This window comes from Agromyces flavus, assembly GCF_900104685.1.
In the GTDB taxonomy this organism is placed as follows: Bacteria; Actinomycetota; Actinomycetes; order Actinomycetales; family Microbacteriaceae; genus Agromyces; species Agromyces flavus.
Genome location: NZ_LT629755.1, coordinates 1,053,073 through 1,072,902 on the forward strand (window position 1 = coordinate 1,053,073; position 19,830 = coordinate 1,072,902).

Sequence of the window (19,830 nt, forward strand, 5' to 3'; positions counted from 1 at the left end):
ATCCACCGCTCGGCCCGCGCGACGACGCCCGGGCTCCGGCACAGAAAGCAGAATCAGTGGCTGCACCATCCAAGCGGTCCTCCCGACCCACGCCCGTCCGCAAGGCGGTGCGATCCCTCACGTGGCTCGGCGTCATCATCATCGCCCTGTTCGGCATCAACGCCGCCGGCGTGATCTGGGGCAACGGCTCGTGGACGCCGAAGCTCGCGCTCGACCTCGAGGGCGGAACGCAGATCATCCTCGCGCCGCAGGTCGAGGCTGGTGCCTCGGTCTCGCAGGAGCAGCTCGACCAGGCGGTCTCGATCATCCGCCAGCGCGTCGACGCCTCGGGCGTCGCCGAGGCCGAGATCAACACCGAGGGTTCGAACGTGGTCGTCCGCATCCCGGGCGAGCTCGACGAGCAGACGCGCAACCGCATCGAGTCGTCGGCCAAGCTCGAGCTGCGTCCGGTGCTGCTCGCGGATGCCGCGACGAACCAGTCGATCGACCCGAGCGCGAGCCCCGAGCCGACCGACGGCGCCGAGGAGGAGCTCCAGGCGACTCCGACCGTCGAGCCGACCGACGCGAGCGACCCGAACTGGGTCACGCCCGCGCTGCAGGACGAGTTCGACACCTTCGACTGCGCCGCGCTCGACGAGGGCGAGGCCAACGTCGCGGCGTCCGACGAGCCGCTCGTGACGTGCGACACCACGCGCCAGATCAAGTACCTGCTCGGCCCGGTCGAGGTCAGCGGTGAGGACATCGTCGACGCGACCAACGGCATGGTGCAGACGCAGACCGGCGCTTCGACCGGTCAGTGGGCGGTCAACATCGTCTTCAACGACCGCGGCACCGAGCAGTTCGCCGAGGTGAGCCAGCGCCTGTTCGCGCTCAACGGACAGACGCCGCGCGACCAGTTCGCATTCGTGCTCGACGGCGCGGTGCTCTCCGCGCCGCAGATGAACGGCGTGATCACCGACGGCCGGCCGCAGGTCACCGGCAACTTCGACCAGCAGTCCTCGAAGGCCCTGGCCGACCAGCTGAAGTTCGGCGCGCTGCCGATCAGCTTCGAGGTGCAGTCGTCCGACACCATCTCGGCGACGCTCGGTACCTCGCAGCTGCAGTCGGGCCTCATCGCCGGCCTCATCGGCCTCATCCTGGTCGTCATCTACACGCTGTTCCAGTACCGCGCCCTCGGCAGCGTCACGATCGCCTCGCTCGTGATCGTGGGGCTCATCACCTACCTGTCGATCACGATCCTGTCGTGGCGCGAGGGCTACCGGCTCTCGCTCGCCGGTATCGCCGGTCTGATCGTCGCGATCGGCTTCACGGCCGACTCGTTCATCGTGTACTTCGAGCGCGTGCGCGACGAGTTGCGCGACGGCCGTCCGCTCGTCGGCGCCGTCGAGGCCGGTTGGAAGCGCGCGTTCCGCACGATCCTGGCGTCCAAGGGCGTCAACCTGCTCGCCGCGGTGGTGCTCTTCATCCTCGCGGTCGGCAGCGTCAAGGGCTTCGCCTACACCCTCGGACTGACGACGATCATCGATGTCGTCGTCGTGATCCTGTTCACCCACCCGATGCTGCAGCTGCTCGCGCAGACGCGCTTCTTCTCGAGCGGACACACCTGGTCGGGCCTCGACCCGCAGGCGCTCGGCGCCGTCTACCGGGGCCGTGCCGAGTTCCGCAAGCCGGTCGCCGTGCCGGCGAAGAAGGCGGCCTCCAGCTCGCGCGAGGCGCAGAAGCGCCAGACGATCGCCGAGCGCAAGGCAGCACAGGTCGACGCCACCGTCGGCGCCGGCGAAGGCAAGGAGTCCTGATGGCCAACCGGCTCACCCAGTTCGGCAACGACCTCTACACGGGCAAGCGCTCGTTCAACTTCGTCGGCGGCCGCAAGAAGTGGTACGCCGTCGCGGCGGTGCTGATCATCCTCTCGATCGCGATTCCGCTGCTGCGAGGCGTGAACTTCAGCATCGAGTTCCGTGGCGGATCGCAGTTCCAGATCGCCGGGGTGCAGGACGCGACCACTCAGCCCGCGAGCGATGCCGTCGCCTCCGTCGTCCCGGGTGCGGTGTCGCACGTCACGATCGTGGGCGGCGACGGCGTGCGCGTGCAGACCGAGCAGCTCGAGCAGGCCGAGTCGCGTGAGATCACCGCCGCGCTGGCCGAGGCGTACGACGTGCCCGAGTCCGAGGTGACCTCGTCGTTCATCGGCCCGAGCTGGGGCGCCGACGTGACGAGGCAGGCCCTCATCGGCCTCATCGCCTTCGTCCTGCTCGCCGCCATCATCATGGCGCTGTACTTCCGCACGTGGAAGATGTCGCTCGCGGCCATCATCGCCCTCGTCGGCGACCTGATCGCCACGGTCGGCATCTATGCAGCGGTCGGCTTCGAGATCAGCCCGGCCGCCACCATCGGTGTGCTGACGATCCTGAGCTACTCGCTGTACGACACCGTCGTGGTGTTCGACAAGATCCGCGAGAACACGGCCGAAGACGGACAGGAATCCCGCCGCACCTTCGCCGAATCGGTGAACCTCGCGGTGAACCAGACGCTGGTGCGCTCGATCAACACGAGCGTCGTCGCCGCCCTGCCGGTCGCCGCGATCCTGTTCATCGGTGCCGGCGTGCTCGGTGCCGACACCCTTCGCGACATCTCCCTTGCGCTGCTCATCGGCATCCTCGTCGGAACGTGGTCGACGGTGTTCATCGCCGCACCGCTCTACTCGCAGCTGCGAGAGGGTGAGCCCGAGATCAAGCGGCACGACCAGAAGGTGCTGAAGGAGCGCGAGCGCGCGGGCGGCTCGGCCGCCGCAGGCGTGAGTCCCGTCCCCGTCTCCTGAGGGTCCGTGCCCGCCGACCTCGGTGGCGCACGGCTCCTCCCGGAGCGGTGATAATTGAGGTCTGGAGGTGCGGGCATGACCGAGACCGGAGTCAACTCGACGGCATCGCTGCGCCGTCTCGTACCCCGGATCTTCTCGAAGGCCCTGCCGACCGGCGCGGTCGACACCGTCCTCCGAACCGTGCGGATGCACCATCCGAAGGCCGACCTCTCGGTGATCGAGCGCGCCTACACGGTCGCCGAGCGTGCGCACGAAGGGCAGAAGCGCCGCAGCGGTGAGCCGTACATCACACATCCGATCGCGGTCGCGCAGATCCTCGCCGACCTCGGCATCGGCTCGAAGGCCGTGGCCGCGGCCCTGCTCCACGACACGGTGGAAGACACGGCATACACGCTCGACCAGCTGCGCGCCGACTTCGGCGACGAGATCGCGATGCTCGTCGATGGAGTCACGAAGCTCGACAAGGTCAAGTACGGCGACTCCACCCAGGCCGAGACCGTCCGGAAGATGATCGTCGCGATGTCGAAGGACATCCGCGTGCTCATCATCAAGCTCGCCGACCGCCTGCACAACGCCCGCACGTGGGGTTTCGTCCCGGCCGACTCCGCCGCGCGCAAGGCGACCGAGACGCTCGAGATCTACGCGCCCCTCGCACACCGCCTCGGCATCCAGACGATCAAGTGGGAGCTCGAGGACCTCTCCTTCGCGGTGCTCTACCCGAAGCTCTACGCCGAGATCGAGAGCCTCGTGAAGGGCCGGACGCCGCAGCGCGAGCAGTACGTCCAGTCGGTGATCGACATGGTCTCAGAGGATCTCAAGGCCGCCCGCATCCGCGGCAAGGTCGTCGGGCGACCCAAGCAGTACTACTCGATCTACCAGAAGATGATCGTGCGCGGCCGCGACTTCGACGAGATCTACGATCTCGTCGGCATCCGCGTGCTCGTGAACACCGTGCGCGACTGCTACGCCATCCTCGGCTCGATCCACGCGCGCTGGACGCCGCTCCCGGGGCGGTTCAAGGACTACATCGCGACACCGAAGTTCAACCTCTACCAGTCGCTGCACACGACCGTGATCGGCCCGAAGGGGCGCCCGGTCGAGATCCAGATCCGCACGCACGACATGCACCAGCGCGCCGAGTACGGTGTCGCCGCCCACTGGAAGTACAAGGAGCGGATGGCCGGTGGTCGCGCCGAGGTCGCGAGCTCGCGCGACGAGGCCGACATGGCCTGGCTGGCGCACATCTCCGACTGGCAGGCCGAGACCGCCGACCCCGGCGAGTTCCTCGACTCGCTGCGCTTCGAGATCGGCGCCAAGGAGGTCTACGTCTTCACGCCCAAGGGCCGGGTCATCGGCCTGCCCGCTGGTGCGACTCCCGTCGACTTCGCGTATGCGGTCCACACCGAGGTCGGTCACCGCACGATGGGCGCCAAGGTCAACGGCCGGCTGGTGCCGCTCGAGAGCACGCTGAACAGCGGCGACGTGGTCGAGGTGTTCACGTCGAAGAACCCCGACTCGGGCCCGAGCAAGGACTGGCTGAACTTCGTCAAGAGCCCGCGGGCCCGGAGCAAGATCCGCCAGTGGTTCACCAAGGAGCGCCGCGACGAGGCCATCGAGCACGGTCGCGACGCCATCGCCCGCGCGATGCGCAAGCAGAACCTGCCGCTCCAGAAGCTGATGAGCCAGGAGTCCTTCGCCGAGGTCGCCGCGCAGCTGCGCTACGACGACGTCTCGTCGCTGTACGCCGCGGTCGGCGAGGGGCACGTCTCCACGCAGTCGGTCATCGAGAAGGTCGTGGCGCTCGTGCGCGACGTCGACGACGTCGACGAGCCCGACCTTCCCATCCCGGTCCGCACGAGGCCGCTCCCGCGACACAGCGACTCGGGCGTGCTCGTGCGCGGCGCCCCCGACATCCTCGTGAAGCTGGCGCGTTGCTGCACGCCCGTCCCGGGCGACGAGATCGTGGGATTCATCACGCGGGGTTCGGGCGTCTCGGTGCACCAGTCGTCGTGCCACAACGTGCAGTCGCTGCTTCGCGAGCCCGAGCGGATGATCGACGTCGAGTGGGCGCCGAGCTCGAAGAGCGTCTTCCTGGTGCAGATCCAGATCGAGGCGCTCGATCGGGCCGGACTCCTCTCGGACGTCACGCGCGTGCTGTCGGAGCACCACGTCAACATCCTCTCGGCGAACGTGTCGACCGGGACCGACCGTCTCGCGCTCAGCCGGTTCGTCTTCGAGATGGGCGACACGACCCACTTGGACCGGGTGCTCAACGCCGTGCGCCGCATCGACGCGGTGTACGACGTCTACCGCGTCAACGACGGCTAGGCGGCGAGCGCGCCCGCGAGCCGGCGCAGCGCCACCGCGCGATGCGGCAGCCGGTGCGCCGACGAGACGCGGCGGTGCACCGGATGGCGGGCCCACGGCGCCGCGGTGAACAGCGTCCGCACGATCTCGATCGTCGCCTCCTCGTCGGCGGCGACATCCCGCACCAGGTCGAAGACCGTTCGCTCGACCGTCGTGCATCGGACGCCGCCGTATTCGGCGATGTCGGACGCGTCGATGGCCACCTCGCGCACGACGCAGCCGGGATCGGTGCGTACGGCCACCCGGCTCTCGTGCGGCACGCAGTACTCGGCGACCTGCGGGGGACGGGGGAGTGCGCCGTGCACCCATGCCGCCGACCGTCGCTCGATGATCATCGGCGGGGGGCGGCGCGGCCCGACGGCGGCGGCGCGCAGCGCGGGCAGGTCGGGCTCGTCGATCGGGCACCACCCGGCGCCCAAGCGGAACAGCTCGCCGTCGAGGCGCGCCGCGGAGAGCTCGGCGAGCGGGAGGTCATCGGTGCCGAGCACCGCGGGGAGCCTTGCCATGCCCCCATGCTGCGCCATCCGATGAGTGCCGCGGAGCTCGCCCCGGGCGTCCTGTGGACAACGCCGGGCGCCCCGCCCGTGTGGACGGATCGCGCGCCGGGCGTCAGCCGCCGACGGCCTTGAGCCAGGCGCGCCGTGCCTCGAGCGCCTCGCGCGCGGTCGCGGCGGCCTTCGCGTCGCCCGAAGCCTCGGCGGCCGCAAGCTCGGATTCGAGCTTGGCGATGGCGTCGTGCAGCTGGCCCAGCATGCCCTCGGAGCGCGCCTTCTTCTCGGGGTCCTCGCGCTCCCAGCGCTCGTCCTCGAGCGTGCGCACGTGGTTCTCGACCTTCCGCAGGCGATCCTCGACCGAGCGGACCTGGTCGCGTGGGACGCGACCGATCTCGTCCCATCGGCGCTGGATCCCGTTGAGGGCGTTCCGAGCCGCACGCGCGTCCTTCGAGGCGAGCAGCTTGTCGGCCTCGTCGAGGAGCGCGAGCTTCTCGGTGAGGTTGGCGCGGTACTCCTCGTTGTCCTTCGCGTCGACTTCGGCCTTGGCCTGGAAGAGCACGTCGCCGGCGGCCTTGAACTTCGCCCAGAGCGTGTCGTCGACCTTCTTGCCGGCGCGTCCCGCCTGCTTCCACTCGTCGAGCAGGGCCCGGTACTCGGCCACGCCGTCGGCGCCGCGGGGGGCGAGCGCCTCGGCGCGCTCGATGAGGCGCTGCTTGCGCTGGCGGACGTCGCGATGCGCCGCATCGAGCTCTGCGAAGAACGCCTTGCGGTGCTGCTCGATGGTCGAGCGGGCGGCGCGGAACCGCTTCCACAGCTCGTTGGCCTCGCCCTTGGGCAGGCGCGGGCCGTCCTGCTGGTGCTTCTGCCACTGCGCGAAGAGGGCGTCGAGCTCGGCGCTCGTCTGCTTCCACTGCGTCTTCGACGGGTCCTGTGCGGCGAGCGCCTCGGCCTGCTCGACGATGCGCGTCCGCTCGGCGATCGCCTCCTGCAGCGCCGCCTTGGCCTCGGCCTGCTGCTGCGCCGTGAGCTCCTGCGTGGTGCCCGAGAGCGCCTCGAGGCGACGCGAGAGCGACTCGAGGTCGCCGACGGCGTGGGCGTTCGCAACGCTCTCCTGGAGGGTGGCGACGGCCTTCGCGACATCCGCCGCCGGGGCACCGCGACGCACTCGCTGCTCGAGCAGCCCGACGGCTCCGGCGAGGTCGGCGTACTTGCGCTCGAAGTACGCCAGCGCCTCTTCCGGGGTGGCGTCGGGGTACTGCCCGACCTCGCGCTCGCCCTCGCTGGTCCGCACGAAGACGGTGCCCGTCTCGTCGACGCGGCCCCACGGCTGCTGTGCTGAATCGGTCACTGATTCACCCTGTCGTTCGTCGGATGCCGCGTGCGCGGCGGATGACGGCATCAAGCCTATTGCACCCCCGGATCGGGAGACCGCCCGGCCCCCGGTCACCATCGCGACGGTGTTCGGGGCCCGCTCCTCTCACTCGAGGGAGAAGCCCGTGATGGTCACCGGCTGGGCGGGCGGGCCGTCCGTGGAGCCGTCGGAGGTGCCGAGGTCGGTCACGTCGGCGACGAGGGCGTCGAGTCCCGAGGTGACGCGTCCGATCACGGTGTAGCCGCCGGCGTCGTCGGCGGGCAGCGTGGTGTCCTCGTAGACGATGAAGAACTGGCTGCCCTGGCTCTCGGCGTTCCCCGGCTGGCGGGCCATGGCGATGGTGCCCGCGGGGTAGACGCCGTCGGCCGGCGCGTTCTCGATCGGACCGTAGTTGTAGCCGGGACCGCCCGTCCCGTCGCCGTTCGGGTCGCCGCACTGCAGCACGAAGATGCCCTCGGTCGTCAGGCGGTGGCACGAGACCCCGTCGTAGAAGCCGTCCTCGACGAGGCTGATCGTGCTCGAGACCGCCTGGGGCGCCGCGGCGCCGTCGAGCTCGACCGAGAGCGCCGTGTCGTTCAGTGTGAGCGCACCGGTCCAGGTGCGGTCCTCGGCGAGGTCGGCGGAGGGCACGGCCGCCGGCGTGGCGGAGGGCGTGGGCGTCGGCGACGCCTCCGGAGCGCCCGGTCCGCCGTTGAAGTAGAACAGCTGCGCTCCGACCGCCAGCGCGAGCACGACGGCGAGGCCCACTCCCGCGATGACGTTGTCGCGCCTGCGACGGTGCACCGCGCGGCGGTGCACCTCCTGACGTGCCTGGTAGGTGCGGAGGCGCGCACGCTCCTCGCGCGCCTGACGGTCGTTCGCTGCCACGCTGCTCCTTCGGGGGTCCTGCGGGGAGACTCTACGGGGGAGCGGGCCCGGCGTGCCAATCAGCCGGTGCGGGCCGCGGCGTCGGTGTCGGATGCCGCGGCTACGCTGGTCGGCATGGTGGATTCGGCTCCGGGGCTGCGTTCCGGCGCGACCCCCCTCGCGGTGCGCATGCGCCCGCGGAGCCTCGACGAGGTCGCGGGCCAGAAGCACCTCCTCACTCCCGGCTCACCGCTCGTGGCGCTGGCCGCCGACCGCTCGGGTGAGTCGGGTGCGGTGTCGGTCATCCTCTGGGGCCCTCCCGGCACCGGCAAGACCACGCTCGCGCAGGCGATCGCCCGCTCGTCGGGGCGCAAGTTCGTCGAGCTCTCGGCCGTCACGGCCGGCGTCCGCGACGTTCGGCAGGTCATGGAGGAGGCGCGCGCCAACCGCGACCTGTACGGGCTCTCGACCGTCCTCTTCCTCGACGAGATCCACCGCTTCACCAAGGCGCAACAGGATGCCCTGCTGCCGGGCGTCGAGAACGGATGGGTCATCCTCGTCGCGGCGACCACCGAGAATCCCTCGTTCTCGGTCATCTCCCCGCTGCTCTCGCGTTCCCTCCTGCTCACGCTCGAGACGCTCGACGACGACGACCTCGCCATGCTCGTCGATCGCGCGGTGGCCGACCCGCGCGGCCTCGACAGTGCCGTCGAGCTCACGCCCGAGGCGCGCGCGGCGATCGTGCGGCTGGCCTCGGGCGACGCGCGACGCGCGCTCACCGCCCTCGAGGCGGCGTCGGTGTCTGCGGTGAGCGAGGCCGCGCACGCCGCGGCGGGCGAGGGCGAGGGCGACGACGACACGGATGCCGCGGCCGACGCGGCGGCCCGGGCGACGCGACCCGTCATCACGCCCGAAGTCGTCGCCCGCGCGGTCGACCGCGCGCTGCTCCGGTACGACCGCGACGGCGACGAGCACTACGACGTCATCTCCGCGTTCATCAAGTCGGTGAGGGGCAGTGATGTCGACGCCGCGCTGCACTACCTGGCGCGCATGATCGAAGCCGGCGAAGATCCGCGCTTCATCGCGCGCCGCATCATCGTGCTCGCCTCGGAAGACATCGGCATGGCCGACCCCACCGCGCTGGGCGTCGCGGTCGCCGCGGCCGACGCGGTGCAGTACATCGGCATGCCCGAGGGCCGGATCCCGCTCGCCCAGGCGGTCGTGCACCTCGCGACGGCGCCGAAGTCGAACGCGGCGTACCTCGGCATCGACCGCGCGATCGCCGACGTGCGCGCCGGCAAGGCGGGGCGGGTGCCCAAGCATCTCCGCGACGCGCACTATCCCGGTGCGAAGCGGCTCGGGCACGGCAAGGGCTACGTCTATCCGCACGACGATCCGATCGGCGTGGTCCCGCAGCAGTACCTTCCCGATCCGTTGCGCGGAGCGGTCTACTATGCACCGACCGAGCACGGCAACGAGCGCGAGGTCTCGGCACGCCTCGCCAAGCTGCGCCGCATCGTGCGCGACGAGCGCTGAGGGCGTCGCACGTCGCGCGCGGGTCGAGCGTCGCGACCTCCCCGTGATACCATCGACGTTGGCCTGAAGCCAGGTCCTCGAGCGCGGCTGCGAGAGGATCACCGGCGAACGGGTGCGATCTGTAGCCGATCCACCCTTGGCGAATCCCTCTGACACGGACTTCCGGCGCGACCGCGCGCCGTGAAATCGCATTTGAGATTCTTCCGAAAGGACACTTGTGTCGAACCAGTCACGCAGCAAGACCCGCCTCTCCCGGGCGCTCGGCGTCGCCCTCACCCCGAAGGCCGCCAAGTACCTCGAGAAGCGCCCGTACGCTCCCGGTGAGCACGGCCGCACCAAGCGCAAGCAGGACTCCGACTACGCCGTGCGTCTGCGCGAGAAGCAGCGCCTGCGCGCCCAGTACGGCATCCGCGAGAAGCAGCTCCGCATCGCGTTCAACGAGGCGCGCCGTACCGAGGGCCTGACGGGTGAGAACCTCGTCGAGCTGCTCGAGATGCGCCTCGACGCGCTCGTGCTCCGCGCCGGCTTCGCCCGCACCATCGCGCAGGCCCGCCAGTTCGTCGTGCACCGCCACATCACCGTCGACGGCGGCATCGTCGACCGTCCCTCGTTCCGCGTGAAGCCGGGCCAGGTCATCGGCGTCAAGCAGCGCTCCGAGGGCACCGAGCCGTTCCAGGTCGCCGCGGCCGGCGGCCACGTCGACGTGCTCCCGAAGCTCCCGGGCTACCTCGAGGTCGAGCTCGACAAGCTGCAGGCCAAGCTCGTGCGTCGCCCGAAGCGCGCCGAGGTGCCCGTCACGTGTGACGTGCAGCTCGTCGTCGAGTACTACGCCGCCCGCTAGTCGGACGGCTCACCGAACGGGGTCGCGGTTCGCCGCGGCCCCGTTCGTCGTCCCATCGCGCGGTGCCCTCCACGCCCTAGACTGAATGAATGCGTGCGCAGCGCACGCTGCCGGGCTCGACCTCTCGAGGAGTGACACGTGAAGAGCATCCTGTGGTTCGCCGTCGGCGTCGCGGCGGGGTTCGCCGTCGCGCACCAGGTCAACCGCACCGCGCAGGGCCGCGAGTTCTTCGCCGGCCTCGACGCGAAGGCGCGAGCATTCGGCCGCGCCGTCGCCGAGGGGTACCACGCACGCGAGGCCGAGCTGCGCGCCGCCGAGGCGCCCGCCGTCGAGGGCCGCTAGCTCCGCCTCCACGACCTCTCTCGCTCTCGCGCGGGACGCTCCACCATTCCAGGAACCAGAACGGAACCATGCAGACTGCCGAGATCCGCCAGCGCTGGCTTGACTTCTTCGCCGCACGCGGCCACACGGTCGTGCCGTCGGCCTCGCTCGTGTCCGACGACCCCTCGCTGCTGTTCACGGTCGCGGGGATGGTGCCCTTCGTGCCGTACCTGACCGGTGTCGTGCCTGCACCGTACGACCGGGCGACCAGCGTGCAGAAGTGCATCCGCACGAACGACATCGAAGAGGTCGGCAAGACCCCTCGCCACGGCACGTTCTTCCAGATGAACGGCAACTTCTCGTTCGGCGACTACTTCAAGGAGGGCGCGATCTCGTTCGCGTGGGACCTCCTCACCATGCCCGAGGCCGACGGCGGCTACGGCTTCGACCCGAAGGATCTCTGGGTCACGGTCTACGAGGACGACGACGAGGCGCGCGACATCTGGAGGCGGGTCGCCGGACTGCCCGACGACCGCATCCAGGGCCTCGGCAAGGACACGAACTACTGGCACACCGGCCAGCCCGGCCCCGCCGGCCCCTGCTCGGAGATCTTCTTCGACCGCGGCCCGGAGTACGGCATCGACGGCGGACCCGCGACCGACGACGACCGCTACGTGGAGATCTGGAACCTGGTCTTCATGCAGTACCTGATTGCCGACGTGAAGTCGAAGACCGACTTCACGATCGTTCGCGAGCTGCCGAAGAAGAACATCGACACCGGCATGGGCCTCGAGCGCGTCGCGTTCATCAAGCAGGGCGTCGACAACATGTACGAGATCGACCAGGTGCGGCCGGTGCTCGACCGGGCGGCCGAGCTCTCCGGGCGACGGTACGGCGCCGACCACGACGACGACGTGCGCATGCGCGTGATCGCCGACCACATCCGCTCGTCGCTCATGCTCATGAGCGATGGGGTCACTCCGTCGAACGAGGGCCGCGGGTACATCCTCCGTCGCCTGCTGCGTCGCAGCATCCGCGCCATGCGCCTGCTCGGGGTCGAGGGGCCCACGTTCCACGACCTGTTCGCGGCATCCCGCGACGCGATGCAGGCCGCCTACCCCGAGGTCGCGACCGATTACGCGAAGATCGAGCAGCTCGCCGTGGGCGAGGAGGCGGCGTTCCTCCGCACGCTCTCCGCGGGAACGTCGATCCTCGACACGGCGGTCGCGAAGACCAAGCAGGCGGGTTCCGACCGGCTCGCGGGCGACACCGCCTTCCTGCTCCACGACACGTACGGCTTCCCGATCGAGCTCACGCTCGAGATGGCCGAGGAGGCCGGGCTCGCGGTCGACCGACAGGCGTTCGACACCCTCATGTCCGACCAGCGCTCGCGCGCCAAGGCCGATGCGAAGTCGAAGAAGAAGGTACTGGCCGACCTGTCGGTGTACAGCGATTTCCGCGCGAAGGGCGAGACCGTCTTCACGGGCTACACCGACCTGACGACCGACTCGACCGTGCTCGGCATCCTCGTCGACGGGCGGCCCGCGCAGCGCGCGATCGCGGGCCAGACCGCCGAGGTGATCCTCGCCGAGACCTCGTTGTATGCCGAATCCGGCGGCCAGGCGCCCGACCAGGGCCGCATCGTGGGCGACGGGTTCGAGCTCGAAGTGCTCGACGTGCAGAAGCCCGTGAAGGGGCTCATCAGCCACACGGTGACGGTGACCTCCGGCGAGGTGGGCGTCGGCGTTCCGGCGACGACCCTCGTCGACGAGGACTACCGCCGCGGGGCGACCCAGGCGCACTCCGGCACGCACCTCGTGCACGCCGCGCTGCGCGAGGTGCTCGGGCCGACCGCGCACCAGTCCGGTTCGTTCAACAAGGCGGGCTACCTGCGTCTCGACTACGGCTGGAACCAGGCCTTGTCGGCCGAGACGCGCAGCGAGATCGAGGAGGTCGCGAACGGCGCCGTGCGCGAGAACCTCGAGGTCGTCACGCGTGAGCTCCCGATCGACGAGGCCAAGGCGCTCGGCGCCATGGCCCTGTTCGGCGAGAAGTACGGCGATATCGTGCGAGTCGTGGACATCGGCGGCCCGTGGTCGCGTGAACTCTGCGCCGGGACCCATGTCGCGCGCAGCGCCGAGGTCGGCATGATCAACATCATCGGCGAGTCGTCGGTGGGCGCGTCGAACCGCCGTGTGGAGTCGCTCGTCGGCCAGGACGCGTTCCGGCGCTTCGCGGCCGAGCGCACGCTCGTGCAGGAGCTCACCTCGACCCTGAAGACGCGCCCCGAGTCGCTCGTCGATCGCGTCGGCGAGCTGATCACCAGCCTCAAGGCGGCCGAGAAGAAGATCCAGGCCTACGAGGCGAAGGCGCTCAGCGACCGCGTCCCCGAGCTCGCAGCCACGGCCCAGCGGGCCGGTGAGGTGCTCGCGGTGATCGAGGCGGTCGGCCGGATCGGATCCGGTGACGAGCTGCGTTCGCTGGCGACCTCCGTCCGAGCCCGGCTCGGCGACGCGGCATCCGTCGTCGCGCTCGTCGGCGAGGTCGGAGGCAAGCCGCTCGCGATCGCCGCGACGTCGCCCGCCGCTCGCGATGCGGGCGCGAACGCCGGCGCCATCGCCAAGGCGATGGCCGCGGCCCTCGGCGGTGGTGGAGGCGGCAAGCCCGACCTCGCCCAGGGCGGCGGCAACGACCTCGCCGCCATTCCCGCGGCGCTGTCGGCCGCGCGCTCGGCGATCGGCGGATGACCATGCGTCCCGGTGCGCGGCTCGGCATCGACGTCGGCCGGGCCCGCATCGGCGTGGCGCGCTGCGACCCCTCGGTGATCCTCGCGGTCCCGGTCGAGACGGTCGCGAGGAGCGCCGAGGGCGACGACGGCGACGTCCGACGCATCCTCGACCTGGCCGCCGAGCACGAGGCGATCGAACTCGTCGTCGGCAACCCGCTCTCGCTGTCGGGCCAGCCGACGGCGTCGACCGCCGACGCCGTCGCGTTCGCCGGACGGCTCGCGGCGACGGGGGCACACGTTCGCCTGGTCGATGAGCGCATGTCGACCGTCAGCGCACAGCAGGCGCTGCGTTCCGCGGGGAAGTCGTCGAAGAAGCAGCGTCCGATCATCGACCAAGCTGCAGCCGTTATCATTCTGCAACATGCCATCGATGCCGAGCGGGCATCGGGCACCGCCCCCGGACGAACCGTCCTCCCCGACGAAGGATCCTGAAATCCCGTGACCCAGCTCCCCCCAGAGCGTCGCCGCGGCTCCGACCGGCCGACTCCTCCGGATGGCGCGCGCGAGGCGCGGGCGCCGCGCAGCCGACGCGAACTCCGTGAGATCGAGCAGCGCGAGGCCGAGGCGGAGCGCCGTCGGAATGCAGAGCTGGAAGAGCGCCGCGCCGAGCAGGAATGGCGCGCCGAGCAGGAGCGCGTGGCGAAGGAGCAGTGGCGGGCCGAGCAGGAGCGACTGGCCGAGCAGGAGTGGCGGGCCGAGCAGGAGCGACTGGCCGAGCAGGAGTGGCGGGCCGAGCAGGAGCGACTGGCCGAGCAGGAGTGGCGGGCCGAGCAGGAGCGACTGGCCGAGCAGGAGTGGCGCGCCGAGCAGGAGCGCCTCGCGTACGAGGCGCAGCTCGCGGCCGCCGCGCCGACGCGTGCCCCGCGCGAGGCGACGGCCGTCGACCACGGGTTCGACTCCGACGACGCGTACGGCCGCGACGACGCGCTCGCGGCGGGAGCGACCGCCGACGGCGAGGAGCGCGTCCGTACCGCGACGCCGCGCCGCAGTCCCGTGGTGCACGACGCGCAGGATGACGGAGCCGACCTCTTCGCACCCTGGGACGACGATCCCGCCCCGCGGCCCTCCCGCTCGGATCGCCGCGCGGCGGCAATCGACCCCCACGGCGAGAGCGATCAGGGCGGCCCGGGTCGCAAGCGCGGACGCGGCGCGATCGGCTGCCTGGTGGCGCTCCTCGTGCTCGTCGGCATCGGGGCGGGCGCCTGGTTCTTCGTGCTGCAGGAGCCGGTCACGGCGTTCTTCCAGCGATTCGAGCCGCCCGCCGACTACACCGGTTCGGGCGAGGGCGAACTCGTCTTCATGATCAACGAGGGCGACGGCGGCGAGACGATCGCGGCGAACCTCGAGGAGGAGGGCGTCGTGGCCTCCGCCGAGGCGTTCATCGACGAGGTGACGAGTCGGTCGCCGCATCCCACGTTCTACCCGGGCGCGTACCAGCTCGCGAGCGAGATGAGCGCGAAGGCCGCCCTCGATGCGCTGCTCGACCCCGAGAACAAGCTCGAGAACACCTTCGTGATCCAGGAAGGGCTCTGGGCGCGCGACGCGCTCGCGGCGGCCTCGTCCGCCACGGGCATCCCGCTCGAGGAGCTCCAGGCGGCGGCGGCCGATCCGCAGGCGCTCGGGCTGCCCGCCGAGGCGACCTCCGTCGAGGGGTTCCTGTTCCCGGCGACCTACACGTTCCCGCCCGACGTCACGGCGCAGGAGGTCGTGCAGACCCTCGTCGACCGGTCGTTCGAGGCGCTCGACGCGGCCGGCGTGCCCGTCGAGCAGCGCTGGGAGACGGTCGTCATCGCGTCGCTCATCGAGCGCGAGGCGGGCTCGGCGGATGACTCGTACAAGGTCTCGCGCGTCATCCGCAACCGCCTCGACCCGAACCAGTTCCCGAGCGGACTGCTGCAGTTCGACTCGACGGTGCACTACGGCATCGGCGACGACTCGACCGTCGAGACGTCGGACGCCGAGCGCGCCGATGCGAGCAACACGTACAACACCTACGTGCACCCGGGCCTGCCGCCGGGTCCGATCGGCAACCCGGGCGACGTCGCGATCGACGCGGCGCTCAACCCGGCCGACGGGCCGTGGCTGTACTTCGTGACGGTGAACCTCGAGACGGGTGAGACGGTGTTCTCGGCCACGCTCGAGGAGCACGAGGCCGCGGTCCAGCAGTTCCTGCAGTACCTGGAGGAGAACGGGTAGATGGCCGAGCCGACGGATGCCACGGGCGCGCCCCTCCCTCGCGGCGCCCGTCGTCCGCGTCGACTCGCGGTGTTGGGCTCGCCGATCGCGCACTCCAAGAGCCCCGCGCTGCATCGGGCGGCCTACGACCGCCTCGGGCTCACCGACTGGGCGTACGAGCGCGCCGAGGTCGGCGAGGGCGAGCTTGCCGCGTACCTGGATCGGCTCGGGCCCGAATGGCGGGGGCTCTCGCTCACGATGCCCCTCAAGCCCGAGGCGCTCGAGATCGCCGACGACGTGGAGCGGCTCGCCGAGCGCGCGGGTGCCGTCAACACGCTGCTGCTCGCCGACGACGGCAGCCGGCTCGGCTTCAACACCGACATCGGCGGGATCGTCCGCGCGCTCGCGGACGCCGGCATCAACGAGATCCGGCACGGCGTGCTGGTCGGGGGAGGCGCCACGGCCGCGTCGGCGCTGATCGCGATGGCCGAACTGGGGGCGCTGAGCGTCGAGGTCTGCGTGCGCGACGCCGGCCGCGCGGCATCCGTCGTCGAATTGGGCCACGCCATGGGCCTCGTGATCGAGACCCGCCCGATCGCCCGGCTCGCAGAGCACGCGCCCGCCGACCTCGTCATCAGCACGGTGCCGGGCGGCACCGACCTCGGAATGGTGCCCTCGGACCCGATCGCGGCGGCCACGCTGCTCGACGTCGCGTACGCGCCGTGGCCGACGCTCCTGGCATCGTCGTGGCTCGAGCGCGGCGGTCGCGTCGTGCACGGGCTCGAGATGCTGCTGCACCAGGCGCTGTTGCAGGTGCGCATCTTCGTGGGCGGAGATCCGCTCGCGCCGCTGCCCGACGAGGAGGGCGTGCTCGACGTCATGCGTCGGGCCCTCTGACGGCGCTGTGGGAGGATGGTGGGCATGCTCCGTTGGCTCACCGCCGGTGAATCGCACGGCCCCGAGCTGGTCGCGATCCTCGAGGGACTTCCCGCCGGCATCCCCGTCACGCTCGACGACATCCGCGCCGATCTCGCCCGCCGCAAGCTCGGCTACGGGCGCGGCGCGCGCATGAAGTTCGAGCAGGACGAGCTGGCGATCTCCGGCGGTGTCCGGCACGGCCTGACGCTCGGCAGCCCCGTCGCCCTGCGGATCGGGAACACCGAATGGCCCAAGTGGGAGCAGGTCATGAGCCCCGAGCCCGTCGACCCCGAGACGCTGGGGCGGGGTCGCGGTGCGCCGCTGACGCGCCCGCGTCCCGGTCACGCCGACCTCGTGGGCATGCAGAAGTACGGCTTCGACGAGGCGCGTCCGGTGCTCGAGCGTGCGAGCGCCCGCGAGACCGCGGCGCGCGTGGCGCTCGGCGCGGTGGCCCGTGCGTTCCTCGGCGAGCTCGGCATCCGGCTCGTGTCGCACACCGTCGCCATCGGGCCGGTCCGCGTTCCCGAGGGCAGCGCGCTGCCCATGCCGTCCGACGTCGACGCGCTCGACGCCGACCCCCTGCGCTGCTTCGACGCCGAGACCAGCGCGCGGATGGTCGCAGAGGTCGACGACGCGCACAAGGAGGGTGACACGCTCGGCGGCGTCGTCGAGGTGCTCGCCTACGGGCTTCCGCCGGGGCTCGGATCGCACGTGCACTGGGACCGCCGGCTCGACGCGCAGCTCGCGGCCGCGCTCATGGGCATCCAGGCGATCAAGGGCGTCGAGGTCGGCGACGGCTTCCTCACGACCACGCGGCGCGGGTCGGCCGCGCACGACGAGCTGCACCTCGCCGACGGCCGGATCGTGCGCGCGAGCGATCGCGCCGGCGGCACCGAGGGCGGCATGTCGACCGGCACGGTGCTGCGCGTGCGCGCGGGCATGAAGCCCATCGCGACCGTGCCGCGCGCGCTTCCCACCGTCGATGTCGCCACGGGAGAGCCCGCGCCGGCGCACCACCAGCGCTCCGACGTCTGCGCCGTGCCTGCGGCGGGCGTGGTGGCCGAGGCCATGGTCGCGCTCACGCTCGCGAACGCGCTGCTCGAGAAGTTCGGCGGCGACTCGGTCGTCGAGACGCGCCGGAACCTCGAGGCGTATCTCGCCGCGATCCCCGATGCGCTCGCGAGCGAGGTCGCGACCCCCGACGCGGTCCGTGCCTGACGTGCCGGGCGGGCCGGCGGCGAGCGCGCCGCGGCCCGTGCCGCTGCCGATCGTGCTCGTCGGGCCGATGGGCGCGGGCAAGTCGCGGGTCGGCTCGCGGCTCGCGACCTCCGTCGGCGCGCCCTTCGTCGACACCGACCAGCGCATCGTCGAGCGTCACGGTCCGATCGAGGAGATCTTCGCCCGTGAGGGCGAGTCGTTCTTCCGCGCTGTCGAGCGCGAGGTGGTCGCCGAAGCGCTGCGCGAGGAGGCGGTCGTCTCGCTCGGCGGCGGAGCGGTGCTCGACCCCGCGACGCGCCGCGACCTCGCCGGCCTCGCCGTCGTCTGGCTGCAGGTGTCGGCCGATGCGGTCGCACCGCGGCTGAGCGGCGGCACCCGGCCGCTCATCGCGGACGGCGGCCTCGAGCGCTGGATCCGCATCCGCGACGAGCGTCGGCCGCTGTACGCCGAGGTCGCCGGCCTCACCATCGACACCTCGCGCCGCTCGGTCGCGAGGATCGTCGCCGAGATCACCGAGTGGGCCGGAGCACGAGCATGACCGAGGACGCCACCACCACCATCCGAGTCGGAGGCGAGACGGGCTACGACGTCAACGTCGGCCGCGGCGTGATCGCCGGCCTCGCCGACGCGATCGGGGGCGGTGCCGCCAAGGTGCTCATCGTGCATCCGCCGACTCTGGGAGCGCGGGCTGCCGCGCTGCGCGAGTCGCTCCTCGATCGGTACGACGTGCTTCTGGCCGAGGTTCCCGATGCCGAGCAGGCAAAGCGCGTCGAGGTCGCCGCGTTCTGCTGGCAGATCCTCGGGCAGGCCGACTTCACGCGCACCGATGTCATCGTCGGGGTCGGCGGGGGAGCGATCACCGATCTCGCGGGCTTCGTCGCCGCGACGTGGCTGCGTGGCGTCCGCATCGTGCAGATGCCCACGTCGGTCCTCGGCATGGTCGACGCGGCGGTCGGCGGCAAGACGGGCATCAACACCAACGAGGGCAAGAACCTGGTCGGCGTGTTCCACGCGCCCACGGCAGTGCTCTGCGACCTCGAGCTGCTCGACACCCTGCCGCGCAACGAGATCCTGGCGGGCTTCGCCGAGATCGTGAAGGCCGGGTTCATCCGGTACCCCGAGATCCTCGACATCATCGAGGCCGACCCCGATGTCGCGACCGACCCGTCGACGCCCCAGTTCCGCCGCGTGGTCGAACTCGCGATCCGCATGAAGGCCGAGGTCGTGAGCGAGGACTTCCGCGAGGCCGGCGTCCGCGAGATCCTCAACTACGGCCACACGCTCGGCCACGCCGTCGAGCACGCGGAACGCTACCAGTGGCGGCACGGCGCCGCGATCGCCGTCGGCATGGCCTTCGCGGCCGAGCTCGGCCGGCTCTCCGGCCGCCTCTCCGACGAGGTCGCCGACCGGCACAAGCGCGTGCTCGACCTGCTGAGCCTGCCGACGAGCTACCCGGCCGGGCGGTGGAACACGCTGCTCGCGACGATGCAGCGTGACAAGAAGGCGCGCGCCGGACAGCTCCGGTTCATCGTCCTCGACGACCTCGCCAAGCCCACGGTGATGCTCGCGCCCGACCAGTCCCTGCTCTTCGCGGCCTACCAGGAGATCGCCTCCTGACCTGCCGGCGGGCGAGCGGATGCCGCGCGGATAGGCTTCGAGCATGACCACGATCCTCGTCCTGAACGGGCCGAACCTCGGCCGGCTGGGCTCCCGCGAGCCCGAGGTGTACGGCTCGCAGACGCTCGCCGACATCGGCGCCGACCTCGCGTCCTCCGTGCCCGACGGCGTCGAGATCGACCTGCGGCAGACCGACGACGAGGGCGAGCTGGTCGGATGGCTCCACGAGGCCGTCGACCGCGGCACGCCCGTGGTGCTGAACCCGGCGGCGTTCACCCACTACAGCTATGCGCTGCGGGATGCCGCGGCGCAGCTGAAGACGGCCGGCGTCCCGCTCGTCGAGGTGCATCTCTCCAATCCGCACGCGCGTGAGGCGTTCCGGCACACGAGCGTCATCTCGGGGGTGGCGACGGGCGTGATCGCGGGGTTCGGAGCCGACTCGTACCGGCTCGCGATCGACTGGCTGCTGCGCCATCCGTAGTCTCGACTAGAATCGATCGGTCGCACGCGCACCCGCGT

The 19,830-nt window shown here is 71.1% G+C and carries 17 protein-coding genes; 14 read left to right on the forward strand and 3 right to left on the reverse strand.

The features are described from left to right. The first annotated feature begins 56 nt into the window (after positions 1-56). The 3 genes from secD to BLT99_RS05020 all read left to right on the forward strand — a co-directional run bounded on the left by secD (position 57) and on the right by BLT99_RS05020 (position 5,146). A complete protein-coding gene (gene secD, locus BLT99_RS05010; RefSeq protein WP_092669789.1) occupies positions 57-1,796 on the forward strand; it encodes a protein translocase subunit SecD in 1,740 nt (579 codons plus the stop codon). After that, on the forward strand, positions 1,796-2,818 hold the full coding sequence (secF, locus tag BLT99_RS05015) for a protein translocase subunit SecF (RefSeq protein WP_092669791.1): 1,023 nt from the start codon (positions 1,796-1,798) through the stop codon (positions 2,816-2,818). Before secD ends, secF begins: the two co-directional genes overlap by 1 nt. A gap of 75 nt (positions 2,819-2,893) precedes the next feature. Beyond that, entirely contained in the window at positions 2,894-5,146 is a 2,253-nt protein-coding gene (locus BLT99_RS05020) for a RelA/SpoT family protein (RefSeq protein WP_092669793.1), read from the forward strand. Here the strand turns inward: BLT99_RS05020 and BLT99_RS05025 are convergent. The 3 genes from BLT99_RS05025 to BLT99_RS05035 all read right to left on the reverse strand — a co-directional run bounded on the left by BLT99_RS05025 (position 5,143) and on the right by BLT99_RS05035 (position 7,918). Next, on the reverse strand, positions 5,143-5,691 hold the full coding sequence (locus BLT99_RS05025; RefSeq protein WP_133988543.1) for a type IV toxin-antitoxin system AbiEi family antitoxin: 549 nt from the start codon (positions 5,689-5,691) through the stop codon (positions 5,143-5,145). The genes BLT99_RS05020 and BLT99_RS05025 overlap by 4 nt on opposite strands. Before the next feature lie 103 nt (positions 5,692-5,794). After that, a complete protein-coding gene (locus BLT99_RS05030) occupies positions 5,795-7,027 on the reverse strand; it encodes a DUF349 domain-containing protein (RefSeq protein WP_229724652.1) in 1,233 nt (410 codons plus the stop codon). Positions 7,028-7,156: 129 nt separating this feature from the next. After that, on the reverse strand, positions 7,157-7,918 hold the full coding sequence (locus BLT99_RS05035) for a peptidylprolyl isomerase (protein WP_092669799.1): 762 nt from the start codon (positions 7,916-7,918) through the stop codon (positions 7,157-7,159). Between the two features lie 114 nt (positions 7,919-8,032). Between BLT99_RS05035 and BLT99_RS05040 the strand changes: the two genes are divergently transcribed. The 11 genes from BLT99_RS05040 (at position 8,033) to aroQ (ending at position 19,792) form a co-directional block, all read left to right on the forward strand. Next, on the forward strand, positions 8,033-9,433 hold the full coding sequence (locus tag BLT99_RS05040; protein WP_092669801.1) for a replication-associated recombination protein A: 1,401 nt from the start codon (positions 8,033-8,035) through the stop codon (positions 9,431-9,433). Positions 9,434-9,650: 217 nt separating this feature from the next. After that, positions 9,651-10,274 carry a 30S ribosomal protein S4 gene (gene rpsD, locus BLT99_RS05045; protein ID WP_092669803.1) on the forward strand — a complete coding sequence of 208 codons (624 nt, stop codon included), beginning with the start codon at positions 9,651-9,653 and terminating at the stop codon, positions 10,272-10,274. Positions 10,275-10,412: 138 nt separating this feature from the next. Further along, the gene (locus tag BLT99_RS05050) at positions 10,413-10,616 is read left to right on the forward strand and encodes a hypothetical protein (protein ID WP_092669805.1); all 204 of its coding nucleotides are present in this window, start codon (positions 10,413-10,415) and stop codon (positions 10,614-10,616) included. Positions 10,617-10,684: 68 nt separating this feature from the next. Next, the gene (alaS, locus tag BLT99_RS05055) at positions 10,685-13,342 is read left to right on the forward strand and encodes an alanine--tRNA ligase (protein ID WP_092669807.1); all 2,658 of its coding nucleotides are present in this window, start codon (positions 10,685-10,687) and stop codon (positions 13,340-13,342) included. A 2-nt stretch (positions 13,343-13,344) separates the two neighbouring features. Continuing rightward, positions 13,345-13,815 (forward strand): Holliday junction resolvase RuvX, encoded by a 471-nt coding sequence (ruvX, locus tag BLT99_RS05060; RefSeq protein WP_092669809.1) that lies wholly within the window; start codon positions 13,345-13,347, stop codon positions 13,813-13,815. Between the two features lie 6 nt (positions 13,816-13,821). Further along, entirely contained in the window at positions 13,822-15,579 is a 1,758-nt protein-coding gene (gene mltG / locus BLT99_RS05065; protein ID WP_092669811.1) for an endolytic transglycosylase MltG, read from the forward strand. Then, the gene (locus tag BLT99_RS05070) at positions 15,580-16,455 is read left to right on the forward strand and encodes a shikimate dehydrogenase (protein ID WP_092669813.1); all 876 of its coding nucleotides are present in this window, start codon (positions 15,580-15,582) and stop codon (positions 16,453-16,455) included. It begins immediately after the preceding gene. A gap of 24 nt (positions 16,456-16,479) precedes the next feature. Then, the gene (gene aroC / locus BLT99_RS05075) at positions 16,480-17,694 is read left to right on the forward strand and encodes a chorismate synthase (protein WP_092669815.1); all 1,215 of its coding nucleotides are present in this window, start codon (positions 16,480-16,482) and stop codon (positions 17,692-17,694) included. Further along, positions 17,687-18,232, forward strand: coding sequence for a shikimate kinase (locus BLT99_RS05080; protein ID WP_229724650.1), 546 nt, complete (start codon positions 17,687-17,689; stop codon positions 18,230-18,232). Before aroC ends, BLT99_RS05080 begins: the two co-directional genes overlap by 8 nt. Continuing rightward, on the forward strand, positions 18,229-19,311 hold the full coding sequence (aroB, locus tag BLT99_RS05085) for a 3-dehydroquinate synthase (RefSeq protein ID WP_092675661.1): 1,083 nt from the start codon (positions 18,229-18,231) through the stop codon (positions 19,309-19,311). Before BLT99_RS05080 ends, aroB begins: the two co-directional genes overlap by 4 nt. 43 nt (positions 19,312-19,354) lie before the next feature. Continuing rightward, the gene (gene aroQ / locus BLT99_RS05090; RefSeq protein ID WP_092669817.1) at positions 19,355-19,792 is read left to right on the forward strand and encodes a type II 3-dehydroquinate dehydratase; all 438 of its coding nucleotides are present in this window, start codon (positions 19,355-19,357) and stop codon (positions 19,790-19,792) included. Positions 19,793-19,830 lie beyond the last annotated feature (38 nt).

Coding starts and splice junctions, on each gene's coding strand:
- secF (WP_092669791.1), top strand. CDS start 1,796: ATGGCCAACCGGCTCACCCAGTTCGGCAACGACCTCTACACGGGCAAG.
- BLT99_RS05020 (WP_092669793.1), top strand. CDS start 2,894: ATGACCGAGACCGGAGTCAACTCGACGGCATCGCTGCGCCGTCTCGTA.
- BLT99_RS05025 (WP_133988543.1), bottom strand. CDS start 5,691: ATGGCAAGGCTCCCCGCGGTGCTCGGCACCGATGACCTCCCGCTCGCC.
- BLT99_RS05040 (WP_092669801.1), top strand. CDS start 8,033: ATGGTGGATTCGGCTCCGGGGCTGCGTTCCGGCGCGACCCCCCTCGCG.
- alaS (WP_092669807.1), top strand. CDS start 10,685: ATGCAGACTGCCGAGATCCGCCAGCGCTGGCTTGACTTCTTCGCCGCA.
- ruvX (WP_092669809.1), top strand. CDS start 13,345: ATGCGTCCCGGTGCGCGGCTCGGCATCGACGTCGGCCGGGCCCGCATC.
- BLT99_RS05070 (WP_092669813.1), top strand. CDS start 15,580: ATGGCCGAGCCGACGGATGCCACGGGCGCGCCCCTCCCTCGCGGCGCC.
- aroC (WP_092669815.1), top strand. CDS start 16,480: ATGCTCCGTTGGCTCACCGCCGGTGAATCGCACGGCCCCGAGCTGGTC.
- aroB (WP_092675661.1), top strand. CDS start 18,229: ATGACCGAGGACGCCACCACCACCATCCGAGTCGGAGGCGAGACGGGC.
- aroQ (WP_092669817.1), top strand. CDS start 19,355: ATGACCACGATCCTCGTCCTGAACGGGCCGAACCTCGGCCGGCTGGGC.